Genomic DNA, 22,101 nt, shown 5'->3' on the forward strand with positions numbered 1-22,101 from the left:
ATGTATTTTATTAATTAACGTTTATTGTGTTATTAAAATGTTAAAATGCTTTGTGTATTTGTTTGCGATTTGATTTAAGAATAGGTTTATTGTGACTTTAAAGAACGTAGGCGGTTTTATACGCGACTTTTTGCGCGACTTTTCGGATCGCATTCTTAAAACACTTAAGCATCTTAGATGGAAGATGGTTCTTGCAGGCGTAGTTGTTGGCCTTGTTTCGGGAGCGCTTGTAGCAACTTACAGACTTGGAATTGAGTACGGAACCGATTTTGCGCGATGGATGTATTCGCAAATATTGCAAAACATGCTTTGGATTGTGCCGTGCGTAGCTTTTGCGATTGTTGCTGGGCTCTTTATTGGCTGGATGAGTCGCAAAGAAAGCATGGCGTCTGGAAGCGGCATTCCACAAGTTGTTGGATACGTTCAGCGCGGACTAAAAATGTGTTGGAACACTATTTTGCCCGTTCGATTTGTAGGCGGATTGTTGGGTTCGCTATTTGGCTTGTCTCTTGGTCGCGAAGGCCCTTCGATTCAAATCGGAGCTTGCGGCGCGCAAATGATGTCTCGCATTTTTAGAAAAGGCAATAAAAACGATACGCAAGAACACTATGTTGTAACCGCTGGAGCTGCAGCTGGCTTATCTGCAGCATTTAGCGCTCCACTTTCTGGGCTTATGTTTGCTATGGAAGAAGTTCAACACGGATTGTCTTCTACAGTTCTTATGGGAGCTGCTGCTGCATCTATTTGCGCGGACTTTGTGTCTCAAACATGCTTTGGACTTCGGCCTGTTTTAGACTTTGGAAAGATTCCAGACTTGCCAATGACGCTTCATTTTTGGCTGATTCCGCTTGGCATTTTTGCGGGACTTATTGGCTCTTTAATGAACAGATCCTTGCTTGGATTACAAACGCTGTATAAGTATTTGCCAAAGTGGGCTCCCGTATCTGTAGCATGCTTAATCGCGATTCCTGTTGGCTTATATTTGCCAGAAGTTCTTGGCGGAGGCTCGAATCTTGTTAAGCTCTCTGAATATGGAAAAGCAAGCATAGCGCTTCTGTGCATTCTGTTTGTTGCAAAAATGCTATTTACTTCTACAAGCTTTGGGTGCGGAGCGCCTGGCGGAATTTTTATGCCAATTCTTGCTGTTGGAGCGCTAGCAGGCGGCGTTGCTGCGCGCGCAATAATAAGCATTCCGATTCTTGGCATTGACGCAAAGCTAATGCCAATTTTTACAGTGTGTGTTATGGCTGGCACGCTTTCGGCTTCTGTAAAAGCTCCGCTCACTTCGATTTTGCTAACTGTAGAAATGTCGGGAACAATGATTCACACTCTTCCAGTTGCTGCATCTGCTTTTATTGCGCTTCTTGTATCCGATATTTTGCACACTAAGCCAATCTATGGCGAACTTCTGGAAAGGTACATGGCTTCCAATCCAAAACTCGTGCGCTAATATGCTTATACGCTTATACAAAAATACGCTAAAACAGCAATGTGGATAACTTTTTGGCGGATTTGCAACGTTTATTGAGCCTTTAACCACATTCTTACAAAAGTATTGCTTATTTATTTTGTATGCGATTCAATAGCTGCATGAGCAATATGAGTATTGATAATTACGATGCGCCTTCGTGCGCCGCTAGGGTACTTAACACATACCCTCCGCAGGCGAGTGCGCTTAAAAACGCCATTAATCAGTCTAACAATGTTAACGACTCAACTGTTATTGCATCTTTTAATCGCAGTTGTGAACTGGCTGAAAATCCTACGTTTAACAAAGATTTTGGCGTTATAAGCAATCGTGTTCTTCAAGACGATCGCAATAATAGTGTTGCTCAAAAAACTACTGGAAGCTTGAACTACTCGCTAAAGCCTTTTCCAAAAAATGTTGTAATTGGTTCTGCAGCAAATAGCGGAATTGGCTTAAGCACTACTCTTGCACTTCTTGCAAGCAATATTGCTAGTAAAAAATACGTTGTAGCTTTAATCGATGCAGATATTTCTAATGGCGGTTTAGATGTTTTACTTGGATTGGAGCAAGACGAAGGCAGAAGATTGCAAGAGGTTCAAGCTCCTTTAGGAAGACTAGACGGTTACGTTTTGCGTTGCGAGCTTTTGCATTGGAACAATGTGGATATTCTGGCCTACTCACCTTGGAAAAATCAGGAGCCTAAGCCATGGGTTATTGAGGCCGCAATTAGAGGTCTTGCTAAAGCTTGCGACGTTGTGATTGTAGATATTGGATCTGGGTTTTCGGCAAGAAGGCTTTTACAAAGTCTTCCAACTCTAGCGAATGTTCCAACAATTTTTGCATCGGAGCTTAGCGTTTTAGGTTTAGCTCGATTGCGAGCGCATCTAAAAAATCTAGAGTTGGATCATAAAAATTACGCGGAAAATCTAACTTATATTGTTGCAGGCTTAAATCCACGCGGACTTTCTAACAGATTTTGCCCAGTAGAGATTACAGAAGCTTGTGATTATTTACTTTGCAATGTAGAAGGCCCAATTGGTCACGATTCTAAGATGTACGAAGACATAATTGGTGGGTATGGGATTAGAAGCATACCAAAATGCGCGCAAAGTGCGGTAGAAAAAATCACCATATGGCTGCTTGGCGACTCGCGCAAATCGGGTTTAATGGCATCTAGCACGCAAGGTGATTCTTCTTATGCGTTTGGCAGATTTTCAAAAATAGTTGGTGGTAGGCATGGCTTTACAAGATATTGATTTTGGAATTTTGCAAGATATTGCAGATAATCCAAATGTAACGGATATTGTTGTTACAGACGAGGGAAGAGTTTGGGCAGACTTTGGGCTTGGGCTTAATGAATACAATCCAAGAATCCCGTTTGATAATCCCAGTGTTTTGCGCGAATATGCCGTCTGGCTTTGTGCTCAATTGGGTAAACGATTAGACGACGCATGCCCAATTGCAGACGCTTCTAGTCCACTTGGTGTGCGAATTCACGCGCTTATTGCACCAATAGTTTTGAGCGGAGCTGCCATTTCGATTCGCTTCCCTGCGCTAAAGCACTACTGTTTAACGGAACTTAGCAGCAAAGGCATGTTCCCAATTGAGCTATCTAGGATTCTTTATTTGCTTGTTGAGAGTCGCGCAAATATTTTGATTACAGGTAGCACGGGTTCGGGAAAAACAACACTTATGAAGGCTCTATTAGCTTCTTGTAATCCAAAAGACAGAATAGTTACTGTTGAAGAAACTAGGGAATTGGGCTGTGTTTCTAACGATTACGTTTCTTTAGCAACAAGAGAAGCAAACGTTGAAGGCGCAGGATGCATTGATTTACAAGAGCTTGTAAAAGCCACTTTGCGAATGCGACCAGACAGAATCATTTTAGGAGAATGCAGAGGCAAAGAAATCGCTGATTTATTGCGCGTTTTTACATGCGGACACAAAGGCGGAATGACGACTTTGCACGCAGATAAAGTGCAAAAAGTTCCAGCGCGATTAATGGCACTTGGTCTGCTCGCAGGGCTGGAGCCAATGGCACTTTGCGCTCTTGCTGCAGACGCATTCGACGTTGTTATTCACGTTGAGCGCGTAAACGGGATACGCGTTGTAAAGGAGCTTGGAGTTTTAAGATCTAATGATTCTGGTGCGCTGGAAGGTGTTCCTGTTTTAAGAGTTAAAGGCGCGCAAATAGAGGCCACTTTAGCGTGGAAAGAATTTTCGTCTAAATGGCATTTGCCGTTAAATTCGCAAATCGTTTTAAGAGCTTAACAAGCAAAAATGAGCTAACAAAGGATTTAACATGAGTATTGAAGAGTCGCTAGCATCTCTTATTGCATCTTTAAAATCGGGAGCTTCGTTTGAGTCGATTATTAGCGTATGCTCCGATTGCAATTCTAATGGCGATGCGCGCAAAGCATACAACAAGCAAATAAATGCAGAATCAATATTAAAGTGGATTGACTCTAGACTAAGCGAAAGCACAATAACGTCTAGCTTAGATAGCTCTTTCAAAAACGCGAAGAACACAAAAAATACAAAAAATTATAAAAATGCCAAAAAACAAAAAGACATTCGTAAAATAGCGCAATCCCTTATGAGTGTATACAAGTTGAGTAATTCGATTGGCTGCCCAATGGCAGATTGCGTTCAAGCTGTTGCGGATTCTTATTATGCAAACAAAAGGGTTGATGACTTAAGCGCAGAAGTTTTTGCAATGCCAAAAGCCACTATTAAGTTGCTTATTGCACTGCCGTTTTTGTCTCTTTTAACTGGTCAGCTTTTAGGAGCAAACCCAATACTAATGATTTTTACTAGCTACAAAGGATATACGCTTTTAAGCGTTGGAATGGCATTTTACGCGGTTGGAGTTATTTGGGTTGCAAACATTCTTAAAAATTCTAGAAACGCAATGCAATCTGCTTCTTTTAATGGCAATTAAAACGCGAACAAAAAAATAATCTAAGAAGTAATCAAAAAATTAATCAAAGAAGTATTTTTAGTCAAAACTTAATGCAGTAAAGGAGGATAAATGTTAAGAGCAATTATTATTTGGCTTATTTTAGTTGCATACATAATTATTTTGTGCAAACTTTTTTCTAAGCAAATGGCATCTAGCTCACTCTATGAGCGCGCTGTTAAGCCGAGCGTTTTTATGCAAAACACTTACGACTTTAGACAAAACATAATAAGCGATATAGACCCGATTCTTGGTTTGCAAATGATAATAGTTGCACTAAAAAGTGGTGTTGCAATAACTAGAGCACTAGACGTAGTCGGTTGTTCTTTGCCTGCATCAAAAGGAATTTGGCTAAGTCGCGTTTCTAAAGCGCTTATCTCTGGCAGCACTTGGAGAGAAGCTTGGAGCGAGCCACATGTTTGCTTTAGTAAAAAAGATAAAAACGCTTACACGTCTTTGATTTTAAGCACATGGCTAAAAAATTCTTTGCGTGAATCTTGGATTTACGGAAGCTCCCCCGTACCAGTACTTAATGCCGTTTTGCAAAACTACGAGCAATCAATGAAGAATGTTGCAAAAAAAGAAAGTTCTAAACTTTCTGTGAGGCTTCTTTTGCCAGTTGGATTGTGCTTTTTGCCAGCGTTTATTTTTGTTGGCATTTTGCCAACAGTTGCATCATTTATGCACTAAATAAAAGGTTTTGCAGATTGATAGTCGCGCGCAAAATGGCACTTAAAAAATTTGTATCCAAACTGGGTACATAAATAAAAAATAAACAATAAATAAAAGAAAGGAAGGTAAGTAACATGAAAACAATTGCTAAAGCATTTTCAAAACTTTGTTGCGAGTTTACAACAAACGCAAACAAAGGATTGATTAAAGCAGAACAGGCGTGCAATAGTATGCAAAACCGCTTGGATAACAGTCTAAAGAAACTAGACGAAGGAGCGGTTACTGCAGAATATGCGGTTGTTCTTATAGCTGCTACAGCTTTTGCAACAGTTCTTATTGCTATTGCTAAGTCAGATGCTGTGCACACAGCTATTGGCGAACTTGTTAAAAGAGCTTTGCACGTTAGCTAATGTACAGAAGAATATAAGTGTTAAGCACTGCGTGAAACATTGCGTGAAACATTACTAAGCTCTTGTTGGAATTTAACAAGATTCGATTATATTTAACGAGATTGAGATTAAACAAGATTCAGATTAAACAAGATTAAACGAATTCTAAAGAACTAAGCATAAACACTAATAATGGAGATTCACTAATGCGAAAGAAATGAGAAAAATGAAGAATTATACGTTTTTGAATATTTTCAACAAAAGTAATGCAAAAAATACAAGCATAAATAGTTACAAGCAAACTAAAAGCACTAAATTCACTAAAGATGCTAAAAATATTAAAAATGCTAAAGATTCAGGTGCAGTAACCGCAGAATTTGCGATTATTCTACCTACAGTTGCAATTCTTGCTATAGTGTTAATTTTTGTAGGCAAATCAGTAGTAAATACAATGAATTGCAACGATGCAGCAGGCCAAGTTGCCTATTACATTGCATCAACACACGATTCTAAAGAAGCTCAAAACATAGTGCATAAAGTATCTGGGAAAAATAGTTCTGTAAAAGTCGAATATGTTGGAAATATGGCAAATATTGTTGTTAGTTGCCCAGTCGTGCCAGACCCGCTGAAGATTTTGCCAATGCAAGTAGAAGCGCGCATTAGTCAGGTTTTAATATGAATCAAAAAAGAGCTAAGCGATTAATAACGCAATGCTTAAAAGCTAAACATTTACACGGAGCGGATTGCGGATCTGGAACTATGCTTGGCATAGGATTAGTAACCGCAATCTGCTCTATTCTGGTTCTTTGTGCGGTTATTGGAACGATTCTTGTTTCAAAACATCGCGCCTACGCGTTAGCAAATGCAGCAGCAATATCGGGAGCGGTTGCTATACAAAACATGAACGGAGACGCTTGCAAAATCGCTCAAAACACAGCTACAGCAAACAATGCAAAAATCGAGTCTTGTGTGGAAAAAGATAACGACATATCGCTAAAATTAAGCGTTCCTTTACACGTTCCAATGGCCTCTAGAATAACCGTAAGCGCTAAAGCGGGTTTAGTGGATTGTAGCGAGTGAACCATAATGTAGCATGTAGTAAAGTGCGCATCGTTAGCATGTTAGTACTTAGATGCTTAAAATAGAACAGGTGATTTGCTTAAACAGTAAGCGGATTTAAGTTAATATCTAGTTGGCGGTAGGTTATAGTTATGGCACTTGCGTTGTATCGAAGATATAGACCAGACACTTTTGAAGGTGTTATTGGTCAAAATCAGGTTACGATTCCGCTTATTAGAGCGCTTGATCAAGGCAAAATTACGCACGCGTATCTATTTTCTGGTCCGCGCGGATGCGGAAAAACAAGTTCGGCACGAATTTTAGCGCGATGCATTAATTGTGAACAAGGACCAACTTCTAAGCCGTGCGGAAAATGCCAAAGCTGTAAAGATCTTGCAACAGGCGGTCCAGGTTCTATAGATGTTGTAGAAATAGACGCAGCAAGCCACAATGGTGTTGATGACGCTAGAGAATTGCGCGAGCGCGCAGGATTTGCGCCAACAAGAGATAGATATAAGATTTTTATTTTAGACGAAGCTCATATGGTAACTCCTCAAGGCTTTAACGCTTTGCTTAAGATTGTGGAAGAGCCACCTGAGCACGTTATGTTTATTTTTGCTACAACTGAGCCAGATAAGGTGATTGGAACAATTCGCTCCAGAACTCACCACTACCCGTTTAGGCTTGTTCCGCCAGAAGTAATGGGGCCGTATTTAGAGAGTATTTGCCAAAAAGAAGGCATTAAAGCACAAAAAGGCGTTCTTCGACTTGCCATGCGTGCAGGTGGCGGATCTATGCGAGACACGCTTTCTGTGCTAGATCAATTGATGATTGGCTCCGTAGATGGCGTTATATCGATAGATTCTGCGGTTGCTCTTCTTGGATTTACGCCTTCTAACTTAATCGGAGATGTTGTTGACGCTCTTATTGAAAAAGACGGAGCAAAACTTTACGAAACTGTGCAAAAGGTTATTGTTGGAGGCTTCGACAGTCGCAAGTTTGTAGAAGATTTGCTTGGTCGCTTGCGCGATTTGTTACTATTGGCTTCTGCTGGAGTAGATAGTGCTAAAAACTTGCTTGGGGATTTATCGCCAGAAGACATGCAAGTTTTGCAACGTCAATCAAGTCAGCTCACTTTGCGAAGCTTGTCTAAAATGGCAGAAATCGTAAATAATGCTTTTTCGGGAATGGCAAATGCTGTTTCGCCTAGAATGAATCTTGAAATTCTTGTTGCGCGCCTGCTTTGCACTAGAACGGATTCGAGTGAAAACGTTCAAACGCAAGTTTATGCAAAAAATGTTGAAGCGCAAAAAGCGAACGTAAAGCATTTTATTGGGTCGGCTGCGGCAAATGCGATTGAAACTGCAGAAACAGCTGCAAAGTGGCCAGAACAGCCAGAAAACGCAAACGCTAGCACAAATGCAAATGCAAGCGCAACTACAAGCGCGCCTCAAATTTTAGACGTTGACGAAGCTTGGAACAATCTTGTTAAAAGTCTTCCAAGCGATGTTCGCGAATACGTAGAAAGAAATCACGTTCCAAAAGTTAGATTAGACGAAAGCAATCCGCTAAAAAGAAAGCTTGTTTTAACATTTGATGAGCCTATAAGTCAGCATGCTTTTGCTCTTGCTCTTTGCACGACTGCTCCTTACGATGGCAAAAAAGTGCCAGTTGTTGTTATGAGCAAAGTAAAAGACGTTTTTGGTAAAGATGTTTCAATCGCGCCTGATTCTGTTGCGGAAAATGGACAAAAAGTTGAGTCTGTAGCAAAAATGGATCCGCAAAAGCTTGCGCAAGTTAAGCGCGAATTACTTATGCGCAAAGCTGGAATTGTAAAAGGATTTGGCAAAAACACAAGCGAGAAAAGCGAGTTAAATGCTGATAGCCCTTTAGGCGGTGATAACCCTTTAGATAATTCTTTAGATGATCATTTAGATAACCCTTTAGATGATCATTTAGACGCATCACAAGATGACGCTTGGGCTAGTATGGCTTCCGCTCCAATGGGAGACGCAATTGCACCTGCGCGAGCGCAAAATAAAACGCAGTCGCAAGATAAAACTCAGCAATCGCAAGCACTGCATAGTCAGCAAGAAAAGCAAGCAATAAAGCCAGTTAACAGTGCGCAAAACGTGCAAGAAACGCAAGAATCTTATCAATCGCAAGAATCATTGCAAGAACAAGCTCCGTCGCAAGAGTCGTCGCAAGAGTCGTCACAAGCACAAACTCATTCTGCAGAGGGCATAAATGGCGCTCAAGAAGACGAATGCTCAATGCAAGACGAGTCTTTAGAATCCGCTACAAATTTGAGCATAGACGACTTGGAAAAAATGTTTGAAGTCAAATCTGTAAAAGAATTCGGCGCAAGCGACCCAAATAATCCTAAAAACGCGCATGCTCGTAAAAGAAAGCAAGAGGAATAAATGCATAATGTGTCATCGTACGAAGGCGCAATCGGCAGAGTTATAGACGCATTTTCTAGCCTTCCTGGAATCGGCCCAAAAGGCGCACAACGAATTGCATTTTACATACTTTCGTCTTCTAACGCGCAAGCGCAAGAACTAATCAACTCGATTAACGACTTAAAAGAAAACGTGCGATTTTGCGAAATTTGCGGTAACGTGTGCGAACAAAGCCCTTGCGTTGTTTGCTTAGACCCTAGAAGAGATCACACAAAAATATGCGTTGTAGAAGAGCCAAAAGACATTATGAGCATTGAGCGCACGCACGAGTACGCAGGCGTTTACCACGTTTTAGGCGGAGCGATTAATCCAATGGCAAACGTGGGACCTGCAGACTTAAAAATAACGCAACTACTTGAGCGCTTAAAAGACGCGCAAATAAAAGAGGTTATTTTAGCGCTAGATCCAAATATAGAAGGCGAAGCAACAGTTACGTATTTAGCACGACTGCTTGAGCCGCTTGATATAAAGGTGACTAGGCTTGCAAGCGGATTGCCAGTTGGTGGAGACCTTGAGTATGCAGACGAAGTGACTCTTGGGCGCGCTTTTGCAGGAAGGCAAGATGTTTAGAGATTGCACGCGGAAAAATCGCAAGCAGCCGCTCGCCAAAATTCACGCCACTAATATATTGCAAAATAAAAATAAAAATAAACAAAAAATAAATAGAGCACGCTTGGTAGTCTGATTTGGTAATCTGATTTTAGATTAGTTCTTCTAACGCGCGTGCTTTAGAAGCATACGGCTGAACATAAGGGGTTAGAGTGGCTCTTATAGTGCAGAAATACGGCGGTTCGTCTGTAGAAGACACGGACGCAATTCAGCGCGTAGCAAAAAGGATTCTCGACACAAAAGCTGCTGGAAACGACGTTGCGGTTGTTGTTTCGGCTATGGGAGATACAACAGACAATCTTATTGACCAAGCAATGAGTGTAAACGCGCATCCGCCTGCACGAGAGATGGATATGCTTATGACTGCAGGAGAGCGCATTTCTATGAGCCTTCTAGCAATGGCGATTCACGCGCAAGGCTCGCACGCATACTCTTTTACAGGGTCGCAAGCTGGTTTTATGACGGACGCGCAATTTGGAGCGGCGCATATTCGCGCTGTTAAGCCAGATCGCGTTCAGCACGCGCTTAAAAAAGGCAGTGTTGCTATTGTTGCAGGATTCCAAGGAATCAGCGAGATTGGCGACGACACAACGCTTGGCCGAGGCGGCTCAGACACTTCGGCAGTGGCACTGGCTGTAGCTTTGGGCGCGGATATTTGCGAGATTTACACAGACGTTGATGGCGTTTTTACAGCAGACCCTAGAATTGTTCCAACAGCAAAGCGAATCCCAGTTATTGACTACGATTCGATGCTAGAGATGTCGTCTTGCGGATCGCGCGTTTTGGCTTTGCGATGCGTTGAATATGCGCAAAGATTTAGCATGCCATTGCATGTTCGCAGCTCGTTTTCGCACAGAAATGGCACTTTGGTTGTTCCTAATGGCGTAGATCCAAAAAGACTGCCAAATCTAAGCTAATTATTTATTAAATAATATAGGCATAATACACAAAAATAAAACACAAAATAAAACACACAAAATAAGACGAAACGTAAGACACAGTAAATAAGCAGAAGCAATAGACAGAAGGCGGCAAAAATGGCAAATACAATAGCAAATAAAATGACAAATGTAGATATTCGCTCCACAATGGGCGATTTATTCCCAGACTTAGGACCAGAAACTCCTGTAATTTCTGGCGTTGCACACGATAGAAGCGAGTCCATGATTACTCTTAGAGGCGTGCCAGACAAGCCTGGAAACGCAGCAAAAGTGTTTACGACTCTTGCTACAGCAAACGTTAACATAGACATGATTGCTCAGGCAAGCGCATCTACCGAGACGGCAGACATATCTCTTACAGCTCCAAGCTCGGCTTTGGACGCCGTTTGCAAGGTTTTGCAGGGCACGCGCGGAGAATTGCAATTTACGTCTATGGATGTGGACCCTTCTGTTGGAAAAGTCGCAGTTGTTGGCGTTGGAATGAAAACTTATTCTGGTCTTGCAGCCACCTTCTTTACAGCGCTAAGCAATCACGGAATTAATATTCTTATGATTTCCACATCCGAGATTCGCATTGCGGCGATTGTTCCAGTAAAGCAGCTCGACGAAGCGGTTCGCGCACTTCACACGGCTTACGGATTGGACGCAAGCAAAGTCGAAGCTGTTGTTTATGGAGGAAGCGGGCGCTGATCGCGCGCAAAAATCCGCTTAAATAATCGTAAAAATCAAAGAAACTCACGCAAAATCGCAAAAATAAGGGAGACAAAATGGCAATTATAAGCAACACAGGCGTAAACCTTGCGGTTTTAGGTGCCACGGGCCAGGTTGGAATGGTTATGCGTCGCGTATTAGACGAGCGCGATTTTCCAATTAAAAACTTGCGATTTTTGGCTTCCGCGCACTCTGCTGGAACTGTTTTGAACTATCGCGGCAAAGATGTTGTTGTAGAAGACGTGGAAAAAGCAGATTTAAGCGGAATAGACATTGCGATTTTCTCCGCAGGTGGCGGAACATCCAAAGTGTGGGCGCCGCGATTTGCGGATGCTGGCGCAATAGTAATCGATAACTCTTCTCAATGGCGTATGCATAACGATGTGCCTCTTGTAGTTGCAGAAGTAAATCCGCAAGATTTGAACGATATTCCGCGTGGGATTGTTGCAAATCCTAATTGCACAACAATGGCGTGCATGCCTGTTCTAAAGCCACTTTCTGACGCTTTTGGCTTAAAGCGACTTATTGTATCTTCCTACCAAGCGGTTTCGGGAGCTGGCAGAGCTGGTGCATTGCAGCTTATGAACGAAGCGCAAGCGGCTTTATATCAGGGCGCAGATAAGCTTGTGTTTGATGGAGATGCGATTGATTTTCCGCAACCAACCAAAGTTGCGCGCACAATCGCATTCAACGTTGTGCCATTTATTGGCGCGATTGTTGATGACGGATCGCAAGAAACCGACGAGGAGCAAAAGCTTCGCAACGAAAGTCGTAAGATTTTGCACTTGCCAAAGCTCGCAGCAAGCTGCACATGCGTGCGCGTTGGCGTTTTTACGGGTCACGGAATGAGCATTAATGCCGAATTTGAGCACGATGTAACTCCAGAGATGGCTCGCGAAGTGCTAAAATCGGCCGCTGGCGTTGCACTAGACGATATTCCTACGCCTCAGCTTGCTGCAGGAAAGTCTGCGAGCTACGTTGGCCGCATTCGCCAAGATCAAGCGGTTGATGGAAAGCGCGGATTAGCAATGTTTATTACAAACGACAATCTTCGCAAGGGCGCTGCGCTTAACGCTGTACAATTGGCGGAAATCGTAGCTAAAAAACGCGGATTTGCGTATTAATCAAGCTAAGTCGCACTCGCGATTGTAGAAAATTTTACGTAAAATGTAACTATGTCTATTGCTTCGCAAGAAATACAAAAACAGCTTGACCGCATTGTTGCCCTTGGCTACCCAGATGTTGCAGATATGAGTGCAGCGGCGTTCCGCGCTTTAGCATTGCCACTTATTCGCGCGCTTGAGCAAAGCGATTTGGGAACAAACATTCTTCTTGTGCCTACTCGCGAGCTGGTTTCGCCAGAATCCTTGATTTCTAGAACTAGCATTGAGAGAATGGCCGGTTTTACAACAATGCCACCTCGAGATATAGCTAGTTTCTTGCCTCAAGATGGTTTTGAGCCTCCAGAAGGACCATTTTACCTTGCGATTGACCCGCATACGGGCACATCGTATTTGAATCGTGAGCCAGATGTTGCCAGAAAGCTTATAGACTCCGACGAGCGCCTTCCTTTAACTTTAGAAGAAGGATTAGCGATTGCAACGCAGCATCCTGATTGGCTTGAAAGCAAAAATGGCTTTAATCTTTTAGGCTCAAAAAGCTCCGATGGAAGGGTTCCAAGTATTTGGATAAGTCAAGGAGCCGCACGTCTTGGCGCTGTTTGGCCAAATTCAAGGCACACTTGGCTTGGAAACGCATATTGCACAGCAAGGCGTGGCGTATCACTATTCCAATAAATAGAATTAAATATTAACCGAATAAATTAAAATTAAACATTAATAGCGAAAGCACAATTAAGTAGTCAGTAAGCAAGGAGTATTGTGGCGTACATAACTTTTGATCATGTTGTAAAAGAGTATCCATCTGGCTCAAGTGTTGTGCGCGCGCTAAATGATGCTAGTTTTACTGCCGAACGCGGTAAACTCACCGTAATATTAGGCGCTTCGGGTGCAGGTAAAACTACAGCCTTGAATATTTTAGGTGGCATGGATACAGCAACAAGCGGTAGTGTAACTGTTGGTGATTTAAATATTACAAAGTTAAATGGCCGCGGATTAGTAAAGTATCGAAGAGAAGATATTGGCTTTGTTTTTCAATTCTATAATCTTGTTCCAAACTTGACTGCATTAGAAAATGTGGAGCTTGCTTCACAAATTTGCTCAGATCATTTTGATCCAGCTCAAACACTTATTGACGTAGGTTTGGAAAAAAGACTTAATAATTTCCCAGCACAACTTTCTGGAGGCGAACAGCAGCGAGTTTCTATTGCGCGCGCACTTGCTAAAAAACCTAAGTTGCTTTTATGCGATGAGCCTACGGGTGCGCTAGATTATGAAACTGGAAAAGCTGTTTTGCAATTATTGCAAGATATTTGCCAAAAAGAAGGAATGACGGTTCTTATTATTACTCATAATGCTGCTATTGCTCCTATGGCTCATAAAGTTGTGAGATTCCATTCTGGAAAAGTTATAAGCGAAACAGTGCAAGAAAATCCTACGTCAATTGCAGATATTGAGTGGTGATTTGTAGTGAGTATTGAGACTGTAAAATCTAAGAAAATCAAACGCAAAATTGCGATTCGCAATAAGCGCACACACTCTATTTTGCCAATAGTTTTTATTAGCGCTGTAAGAATGTGGATTCACGAATGGCGTCGCTTTTGCATACTAGCAGTTATAGCAATGCTTGGTGTTGCTGTTATGACTGGCATTTATGCAGGATGCAACGATATGCTTCTTGGAGCAAATGACACTTACTCTAAGCTCAAAGCTTACGATTTACAAATCGTTTCCACTCTTGGATTAACTAAAAACGATGTTAAATCAATCAAAAAATTGCCATTTGTTAGTGAAGCAGAGGCAGAAAAGTCTTTTAAAGCTACTGCTCATCCTTCAAATAATGCCGACTCATCTTATGCAATGAACGTTGTGCAATATAATCACGATTCTAAAAAGCTAAATCGAGTACATTTGCTTAGTGGCAATATGCCAACGAATAATCGTCAAGCTGTAGTAACTGAGCGATTTTTGCACGATAGTGGGTTGCGCGTTGGTAGCACACTGTTTTTGAGTATGCAACAGAACGCTAATCAAAATAATCAAAATAATCAAGCTAATCAAAATAATCAAAATAATTCGTCTAATCAACCGAATCAAAATCAAAAATATAAGCTTCTAATCACAGGAAGCGTGCTAGACATAAACGATTTAGACAATCCAAAAGGGTATCAATCAAAAGCTTTCCGCAATTCTGTAGTATCGCGCTACCCTATTTTTACCTCTGCGATTAGTGAAAACACAAATAATCTTCCATACACGTCTATTTCTGTGCGCCTAGATGAGACTCAACGAGTTAACGATTTTTCACAAAAGTATCGCGCAATTGTGGCAAATGCTTCAAACCAAATTAAAAATAGCGTGCAAAATGATTGCGAAGAAGCGCGCACAAATCAAGTTATAGAAGATCAAACTAATCAAAAAGTAGATCAAACTATAGTCAACATGCCAATGCTTAAAAACGCTCCCAACTCGGTTTTAGCTAAGGCTCGCGCACAAATTTACGCAAAAATTAAGCCAGAAGTGCAAAAGCATGTTCCTCAAGCAAGATGGCATATTTTTGCTCGCATATCAAACGGGAGCTATACTCGCTTGCGTTCTGATGTTGCCTCGATTCAATCTCTTGGATATGCCTTCCCAGTGCTTTTTCTTGTAGTAGCAATGATGATGAGCCTTACATCCATGGCAAGAATGGTAGAAGAAGAGCGAGGGCTAATTGGAACGTACTTAAGCTTAGGGTATGGTCGTTGCGCAGCAATAACAAGGCACGCTTTCTTTGCGATTTTTGCATGCTTTATAGGCGGTGGAATAGGAGATATTCTAGGATTCTTAGCGATCCCATCTTTACTACTTAAGATTTTGCGCGGATTGTACACAGTTCCTGGAGTTGTTTTGCGATACGACTGGCTTTACGGCTCGCTTTGTGTGCTCGCGTTTGTAATACCAGTTGCAATATGCACAATAATCGTAAGCTGGAGGGAGACAAGGCAAGTTCCAGCGGCATTATTGCGTCCAAAATCTCCAAAAGCTGGAGCTCGCGTGATTCTTGAACGATTACCTTTTATTTGGAATCGTCTAAGCTTCCTAAACAAAGTATCTATAAGAAATCTAGCTCGTTTTAAAAGCAGATTATTTATGACGATTGGTGGCGTAGCTGGTTGCACGGCATTAATCGTATGTGCTTTAGCGTTAAACGATACTGTAGCAACTCTTGGAATACGCCAATATGACGGCATTTACCACTACGATATGATTTCTATTTCTACTCCAGATGCATTCCATAATATGAAGAAAAGCGTGCAAAAAGATAAATCCAACAATCTTGTTGATGCCATTTTGCCTGCCTACATTAGCTCTGGAGAAATCGCAAAAAGCAATGCGAATAATGGTAATTCTAATAGTAAATCTAACAGCAAATCTAATAGCAAATCACATAATAGCAGCGTTGAAGATTCCGAAAGCGTGCAAATCGTAGTTGTTAAAGATTCGGCAACGTTGTCTAAAATGATTCGCCTTCAAGATGTTAACAATAATTTGCAAAATATTTCGCTTGATGACTCGGGTCCGCTTCTTTCACAAAGCGCATCATCATCACTGGGCATTTCGAGTGGAAACTACATTACAATAACAAACTCAAGTTTTAAGCGTGCAAAAGTGAAGTTGCGCGCAATCGTGCGTAATCTTATTGGTTCAAACATTTATATGACTTCTCGTTGCTATGAAAGAATATTCGGTTTTAAAAATGGGAAAAATGTTAAGAATAATGCACTAATGATGCGCCTTCGCGGAAACGATGACGCAAAAATGCGTTACGCAGATCAGTTTGCAAACAGAAGCGGCATTCTAGCTGTTATGAGCATTACGCGCATGAAACATTCGTTTAGCTTCGATTTAATGAATGCTGTTGTAGCGCTTATAGTAACTTTGGCTGCTGGCTTAGCATTAGCCGTGCTATTCACGTTAGCAAGCACAAATATTTCGGAGCGCTCGCGAGAGATGGCAACGTTAAAAGTTCTTGGATTCTACCGTAGAGAAGTTCACGCTTACGTGCATAAGGAGATGCTTACTCTTACTTTAATTGGTATTCTAGTTGGTTTACCACTAGGAAGACTAGTTGCTGGCTTGCTAACAAACGCCTTGCGAATGCCAGCACTGTATTTTGAAGTCGAGGTATCTTGGCTAAGCTATGCGATTGCTGGCTTTGCAACGCTAATCTTTGCTTTGATTGTTCAATGGTCAACCAATCCCGCATTGGACCGCATTGACCCTGTAAGTTCGCTTAAAAGTGTGGAATAATCCTATATGCGTTAAAAAATGTTTAACAATAATCCAAATAATATAAATAATCCAATATTTAAGGGTTCCTATAAAATTGAAAGCTCACGTCTAAAAGAATGGAGTTATAGCAATGAGTGATATTGACCAAACTAACAATGGTCACACTAACAAGATGGAGCGCAGCCTTACAAAAAGACACGTTCAATTCATTGCTATAGGTGGAACAATCGGCACTGGCCTATTCTTAGGCTCGGGCAAATCCATTAGTCTTACAGGCCCAAGCATTATGTTTGTGTACATAATTGTTGGCCTAATCATGTTTTTGCTTATGCGTGGCATTGGCGAACTCATGTATAAAGACCCAAATCAGCACACGTTTATTAGCTTTATTACGCGATATTTAGGCAAAGGCTGGGGCAATTTTGCAGGATGGTCGTATTGGATAGTGCTTGTGCTTATTGGCATGAGTGAGATTACGGCAGTTAGCACGTATTGCGTTACTTTCTTCCAAACTTTTGGCATAGACGTTAGCAGCTGGAAATGGCTTATAGAAGTAGCGTTTTTGGCTGCTTTAGTGTGCATAAATCTGGTTGCTGTAAAGCTATTTGGAGAAACAGAGTTTTGGTTCTCAATGATTAAAATCACGCTGATTGTGGCTCTTATTGCAACTGCTGCAGTTATGGTTATTATTGGCTACCATTACCCTGCAACACAGATTAGTGGCGTTGCAAATCCGGCAGGCCACGCAGGCTTTGACAATATTTTCAACAACTTCTCGCTTATGCCAAATGGATGGCTGGCATTTTTGATGAGCTTCCAAATGGTGTTCTACGCATACCAGCTTATTGAGTTTGTAGGCGTTACAGTTTCGGAAACTAAGAATCCTCGCCAAGTTTTGCCAAAGGCGATTAATGAAATCATTATGCGAATCTTGATTTTCTACGTTGGAGCGCTCGCTTCAATCATGCTGATTGTTCCTTGGCAACAATTTAAAGCTACCGATTCTAAAGGCGTTTACATGTCTCCGTTTATTATGGTTTTCCAATATGCGGGACTTCATTGGGCTTCGGCGCTCGTGTTCTTTGTTGTTATTACAGCAGCGTCTTCTGCGCTTAATTCACTGCTTTATTCTGCAGGAAGGCACATGTATCAAATTGCTCTGGAATCTAATTCTCCTGTTCTTTCGCATTTGCGCAAGGTTTCGCGCACTAAGGTTCCTGCGCGAGCAATCATTTTCTCTGCTGCACTAATCCTGTTCTCGCCGCTTATTAACTCAATTCCTGGAGTGCATGGCGCGTTTATTGTGTTTGCTTCTGCATCTTCGGCAGTAATAATCATGATTTACATTTTGATTATGGTTACGCACAGAAAGTACCGCGCTTCGGCTGATTTTATGCCAGACGGCTTTGTTATGCCGCACTATAAGTTGCTTAATTCGCTAACGATTGCGTTCTTTGTGTTTGTGTACATAACGCTGTTTATTAGCGAAGACACTCGTGGATCTGCGATTGGCGGCCTTATTTGGCTCTTGCTTTTTGGAGGCTATTGCGCGTTGCATCAGCGCTGGCAGAATCGCGATTTAGCGGCGGCTTTGGGCAGATAGTTTACGCGATTTAGCGGAAGTTTTGGGTAGATAGTTTTTGTGCAGATAGTTACGCGATTTATGCTACGCTTTTTGTGTGCGAATTATTGTTGCGGATTGTAGTGCAAAATACACGGGTAGGCTTAACGCAAGTCTTCCAACAGCTAAGCGCGTTTTGCTTATTAAAGAAGACGGAAGCGTGCTTATTTTTTCGGAGATTGGCTCTTATAAACCACTAAATTGGATGGTTGCTCCGTGCACGATGCACGTTGAGAAGGATTCTGGCGATTCTGAAGAATCTGATAGTGAATCTGGCGAATCTGGCGAATCTGAATTAGATAGCGAATCTAATGAATCTAGCGAAGAATCTAATACCGTGTCTAATGCCGAATCTGTTTTTGCAAATGGAACTGTTCTAAAAATCGCAGCAAAAAAGGGCAACGACATACTTCGCATAGTTTTGCAACACGTTTATAGCGATTCTTCCTACGATTTAGGCGAAGACCCAGGTCTTGTTAAAGACGGCGTGGAAGAGCATTTACAGCATTACTTAGCAGAGCAAATTGAACGCATTGGCAAAGGCGCAAAGCTTGTTCGCCGCGAATACCCTACTGCGATTGGACCAGTGGATATTATGGCTAAGGATTCTAACGGCGTTCACGTTGCTATTGAGATCAAGCGAAATGGCGGCATTGACGGCGTTGAGCAGCTTACGCGATATTGCGAGTTGCTAAACCGCGACCCACTTCTTAAGCCCGTTCGCGGAATTTTTGCAGCGCAAACGATTAGTCCACAAGCGCGCGTTCTTGCGCAAGATAGAGGATTTACTTGCCTTATTTTGGATTATGACGATATGCGCGGTGCTGATTCAAACGAGCTGCGACTTTTTTAGGCATACTCACGAATCGCGTTTCGCACGCATCCACGCATCCACACAGTCACAGTCACACAGTCACAGTCGCTAAATCTCAAGCGTTCCAGCAGCCAAATCGCCAGCAACAAACGTCATAAAATAAAATGGCATAGTCGCGATTTTCTGATTTGCATCATAGCCATAATTATTTTTAGAAACTTTTATTGCAAACTCAAACTTGTTGTGCATTGCAAACTTATTTAAAGAATTAAGAGTTCCTCTGCCTTTTTTAACATCAATCGGAAAAAGCTTGTTATTTGATTCAATTATAAATTCCAATTCCGAATCCGATTTTCCACGCCAATAAAACAGATTTAAACCATTTGCGCTAAGTTCGTTTGCAACGTAATTTTCGAAGAAAATACCAGATAGCGTATTGTCTCTTTCGTTTGAAATAAAAGATGCTGCATTAACTCCGCTTTGATATGAGAACATGCCAATATCGCACAAAAATAGTCGGAAATTACTTTCGTTTTCTTGCATAAGCGGCATGGTTATATGCTCTTTGAGTTGGAATGACTGATTAACAATATGAGTCATAAGCAGCCACTGAATGGACGTAGCAAAATCTCTAGTTCTACTATCTTTTTTAATAAGACCAGCTGAAAAGTTTTTTGATTCCTTATTAAGCTCTCTAAAAATATTCTCAAATAAAAGTCGAGATCTTAAAATCGATTCGCTACTTGCTTGATACAACTCCATATCTGCAAGATAATTGTCATAAAGCGAGCGCAAAATCTCACGCGATTCTAGTAAATCTTTACGTTCAATATATGCTTCTACTGCTTCTGGCATACCTCCAATCAGCAAATATTTATACACCTCGTTTAACGCAAGATTATGTATTTCGGAAGAAAGCGCTTGCTTAGAATCATAAGCTTCACGCACCTTAGAATATAAAAGACTGTTATTGTTTAGTAGGAACTCACCAAAAGTCATTGGATAGATTGTTATCTGGTCAATTTTGCCTACTGGAAAGAGGAATTGACCAACTGCTGATTTCGACGAATTTTGCTTGTGAGCTTCGCGATGCAATTTGATTCGCACCATTGAACCCGTTGCAATTACGTGAATTCTTCTAAAATCTTGGCAAAAATATTTAAGCGACGAAATAATATTTGGGCATTCTTGGATCTCGTCAAAAATCAGCAAAGTGCCTTCATCTATAGCCTTGGAAAATCGCAAAGACAAGTATTCTATAATCTTTTCTGCGTTTGCTGTGCTTTCGCAAAAGTTACGAACCTCATCTTCTTTTTTAAGATCGATGTAAATATAGCTATTTTTATAATACTTTTCTGCAAATAGATCTTTTACTAGATACGTTTTGCCAACCTGACGCGCACCCCATATTATTAGTGGCTTGCGATTTGGTTTACTATTCCAGGCGATTAATTTTTGTAATGCTAGTCGTTTCATGGCTTACTCTTTTTAATGTTGATATTACAACGATTATAGCATTATTTGCCAGTTTTGGGATGTTTTTTGAGTAATTATTTGCCAGTTTTAGGATATTTTTTACGCAATAATTTGCCAGTTTTAGGATATTTGGAAGATTAGCAAACAATAACAACACTTTTGCTACGCACGTTTATGCCAGTCATGCCTGCGTACAAAATATAAAACATTAAAGCACAACTAAAAGTTACAAAAGAAAAACGCTAAAATAGTGAATATGAGTGCAACAGTAGCGAAGAGATATGTTGAAGCAGCTGGCGGTATTATCTACCGCTTGCGCAAAACTGCTAGCAAAGAAAGCAAGTCAAGCAATCCGAACATCACAAATCCAAATAAAGATTTCGGTAATGTTGGCAGCGAATCCAACGCTTGTAATCAAGTGTTAAACGAAAGCAACATAGAACTTTGCCTTGTTTACCGCCCAAAATACAACGATTGGAGCTGGCCAAAAGGCAAGAACGAAGCCAATGAATCGCATCGTCACACTGCTGTGCGCGAAGTTGGCGAAGAGACTGGCTACGCAGTTACACTTGGACCACATATTGCGCAAATCGAGTATCCACTCGAAAACGAAGGCAAAAAATCGTCTGCAAAAAACGGCATAAAAAGCAGCACAAAAAACGGCTCGCAAAATAACGATCAGCCAGAAGTAATCAAGCGAATTCACTATTGGATGATGCGCGAAATCAGCGAAGGCGATGCAATAAAGCGACTTCCAGCATTTGGCCCAATAAAACCAGCAAAACCTACAGAAATTGGCAATGTTATTTGGCTTACACCCGAAGACGCTCGCAAAAAACTTACGCACGATAGTGATCAACTTGTTTTAGACGCATTCCTTGAACGAATAAAGTCTGGTCAAGCAAATTATAAAACGCTTATTCTTGTGCGTCACGGCAAAGCGGAATCGCGAAAAGCTTGGCAAGGCAGCGAAGCCACTCGTCCAATCACACCTCTTGGGTCCGCCGCCTCCTATGCGCTCGGTCGCGAGCTTGCTTGCTATGCTCCAAACAAAATTGTTTCTTCTCCTTGGAAGCGATGCTTGGAAACTGTAGACGCTTTTGCAAAAAACTCTTCAATCAACATAGAAAAAGTGGCGGAACTTACAGAAGATTTTCACGATAAAAATCCAAAATCAACTCTAAACGTGCTAACAAGTGAAATAAAAAATCTTATAGATACAACTAACGATAGCAACACAACAGAAACAACAACAAAAACAAAATCAGAAACAACAACCGCAACAACAGTTATGTGCTTGCATCGCCCAATTATTGGAACATTTTTTGCACATTTAAGGGATATTTCTAAGCCAAAAGCAAATAAACGCATACTTAGTCAAAAATCGCCATATATGCCTACTGGAAGTGCCGTAATTTTGCACATTGTAAGCACCGAAAAAGGCCCTAAAATCGTAAACATAGAAAAGGTTTTGCCAATTGTCTACTAATCTAAATTCAAAATCTGGCTCAATTCACTCGAGTAGAT

Annotated in this window: 20 protein-coding genes; 19 read left to right on the forward strand and 1 reads right to left on the reverse strand. The window is 41.3% G+C overall.

Annotated elements, in window-relative coordinates:
• The first annotated feature begins 91 nt into the window (after window positions 1-91).
• From MAF46_RS05025 to nucS, 18 genes are all read left to right on the forward strand, one after another.
• Window positions 92-1,450 carry a ClC family H(+)/Cl(-) exchange transporter gene (locus MAF46_RS05025; protein ID WP_060785802.1) on the forward strand — a complete coding sequence of 453 codons (1,359 nt, stop codon included), beginning with the start codon at window positions 92-94 and terminating at the stop codon, window positions 1,448-1,450.
• A 140-nt stretch (window positions 1,451-1,590) separates the two neighbouring features.
• Window positions 1,591-2,724, forward strand: a complete 1,134-nt coding sequence (locus tag MAF46_RS05030; RefSeq protein WP_018632991.1) for a CpaE/TadZ family protein — start codon at window positions 1,591-1,593, stop codon at window positions 2,722-2,724.
• Window positions 2,705-3,739, forward strand: a complete 1,035-nt coding sequence (locus MAF46_RS05035; RefSeq protein ID WP_060785801.1) for a TadA family conjugal transfer-associated ATPase — start codon at window positions 2,705-2,707, stop codon at window positions 3,737-3,739. The genes MAF46_RS05030 and MAF46_RS05035 overlap by 20 nt, the downstream gene beginning before the upstream one ends.
• A gap of 31 nt (window positions 3,740-3,770) precedes the next feature.
• On the forward strand, window positions 3,771-4,409 hold the full coding sequence (locus MAF46_RS05040) for a hypothetical protein (protein WP_060785800.1): 639 nt from the start codon (window positions 3,771-3,773) through the stop codon (window positions 4,407-4,409).
• A 90-nt stretch (window positions 4,410-4,499) separates the two neighbouring features.
• The gene (locus tag MAF46_RS05045; RefSeq protein WP_016636076.1) at window positions 4,500-5,117 is read left to right on the forward strand and encodes a type II secretion system F family protein; all 618 of its coding nucleotides are present in this window, start codon (window positions 4,500-4,502) and stop codon (window positions 5,115-5,117) included.
• A gap of 116 nt (window positions 5,118-5,233) precedes the next feature.
• Window positions 5,234-5,509 carry a DUF4244 domain-containing protein gene (locus MAF46_RS05050; protein WP_060785799.1) on the forward strand — a complete coding sequence of 92 codons (276 nt, stop codon included), beginning with the start codon at window positions 5,234-5,236 and terminating at the stop codon, window positions 5,507-5,509.
• Window positions 5,510-5,714: 205 nt separating this feature from the next.
• A complete protein-coding gene (locus tag MAF46_RS05055; protein ID WP_060785885.1) occupies window positions 5,715-6,167 on the forward strand; it encodes a TadE/TadG family type IV pilus assembly protein in 453 nt (150 codons plus the stop codon).
• Window positions 6,164-6,568: an Rv3654c family TadE-like protein gene (locus MAF46_RS05060; RefSeq protein WP_060785798.1), complete on the forward strand. Its 405-nt coding sequence runs from the start codon at window positions 6,164-6,166 to the stop codon at window positions 6,566-6,568. The genes MAF46_RS05055 and MAF46_RS05060 overlap by 4 nt, the downstream gene beginning before the upstream one ends.
• A gap of 131 nt (window positions 6,569-6,699) precedes the next feature.
• Window positions 6,700-8,970, forward strand: coding sequence for a DNA polymerase III subunit gamma and tau (locus MAF46_RS05065; protein WP_060785797.1), 2,271 nt, complete (start codon window positions 6,700-6,702; stop codon window positions 8,968-8,970).
• Window positions 8,971-9,579: a recombination mediator RecR gene (gene recR / locus MAF46_RS05070; protein WP_018632978.1), complete on the forward strand. Its 609-nt coding sequence runs from the start codon at window positions 8,971-8,973 to the stop codon at window positions 9,577-9,579. It begins immediately after the preceding gene.
• Between the two features lie 191 nt (window positions 9,580-9,770).
• Window positions 9,771-10,535 (forward strand): aspartate kinase, encoded by a 765-nt coding sequence (locus tag MAF46_RS05075; RefSeq protein WP_060785796.1) that lies wholly within the window; start codon window positions 9,771-9,773, stop codon window positions 10,533-10,535.
• Between the two features lie 144 nt (window positions 10,536-10,679).
• Window positions 10,680-11,249, forward strand: coding sequence for an ACT domain-containing protein (locus tag MAF46_RS05080; protein ID WP_060785884.1), 570 nt, complete (start codon window positions 10,680-10,682; stop codon window positions 11,247-11,249).
• Window positions 11,250-11,326: 77 nt separating this feature from the next.
• Window positions 11,327-12,394, forward strand: a complete 1,068-nt coding sequence (locus MAF46_RS05085; protein ID WP_060785795.1) for an aspartate-semialdehyde dehydrogenase — start codon at window positions 11,327-11,329, stop codon at window positions 12,392-12,394.
• 51 nt (window positions 12,395-12,445) lie between these two features.
• Entirely contained in the window at window positions 12,446-13,066 is a 621-nt protein-coding gene (locus MAF46_RS05090) for a DUF5701 family protein (protein WP_004131086.1), read from the forward strand.
• An 84-nt stretch (window positions 13,067-13,150) separates the two neighbouring features.
• Window positions 13,151-13,852: an ABC transporter ATP-binding protein gene (locus MAF46_RS05095; RefSeq protein WP_004131087.1), complete on the forward strand. Its 702-nt coding sequence runs from the start codon at window positions 13,151-13,153 to the stop codon at window positions 13,850-13,852.
• 6 nt (window positions 13,853-13,858) lie between these two features.
• The gene (locus MAF46_RS05100) at window positions 13,859-16,681 is read left to right on the forward strand and encodes an ABC transporter permease (RefSeq protein ID WP_060785794.1); all 2,823 of its coding nucleotides are present in this window, start codon (window positions 13,859-13,861) and stop codon (window positions 16,679-16,681) included.
• A gap of 112 nt (window positions 16,682-16,793) precedes the next feature.
• A complete protein-coding gene (locus MAF46_RS05105) occupies window positions 16,794-18,266 on the forward strand; it encodes an amino acid permease (RefSeq protein WP_060785793.1) in 1,473 nt (490 codons plus the stop codon).
• Window positions 18,267-18,342: 76 nt separating this feature from the next.
• The gene (gene nucS / locus MAF46_RS05110; RefSeq protein WP_004131090.1) at window positions 18,343-19,137 is read left to right on the forward strand and encodes an endonuclease NucS; all 795 of its coding nucleotides are present in this window, start codon (window positions 18,343-18,345) and stop codon (window positions 19,135-19,137) included.
• A gap of 69 nt (window positions 19,138-19,206) precedes the next feature.
• Here nucS and MAF46_RS05115 read toward each other — a convergent pair whose 3' ends face one another.
• Entirely contained in the window at window positions 19,207-20,574 is a 1,368-nt protein-coding gene (locus tag MAF46_RS05115) for an ATP-binding protein (RefSeq protein WP_060785792.1), read from the reverse strand.
• A 256-nt stretch (window positions 20,575-20,830) separates the two neighbouring features.
• Here MAF46_RS05115 and MAF46_RS05120 point away from each other — a divergent pair, with 256 nt between their 5' ends.
• Complete coding sequence (locus MAF46_RS05120) at window positions 20,831-22,063, forward strand: NUDIX hydrolase (RefSeq protein ID WP_004131097.1); 1,233 nt, start codon at window positions 20,831-20,833, stop codon at window positions 22,061-22,063.
• Window positions 22,064-22,101: the final 38 nt, after the last annotated feature.

The organism is Gardnerella pickettii, assembly GCF_029226345.1.
Lineage (GTDB): Bacteria > Actinomycetota > Actinomycetes > Actinomycetales > Bifidobacteriaceae > Bifidobacterium > Bifidobacterium piotii.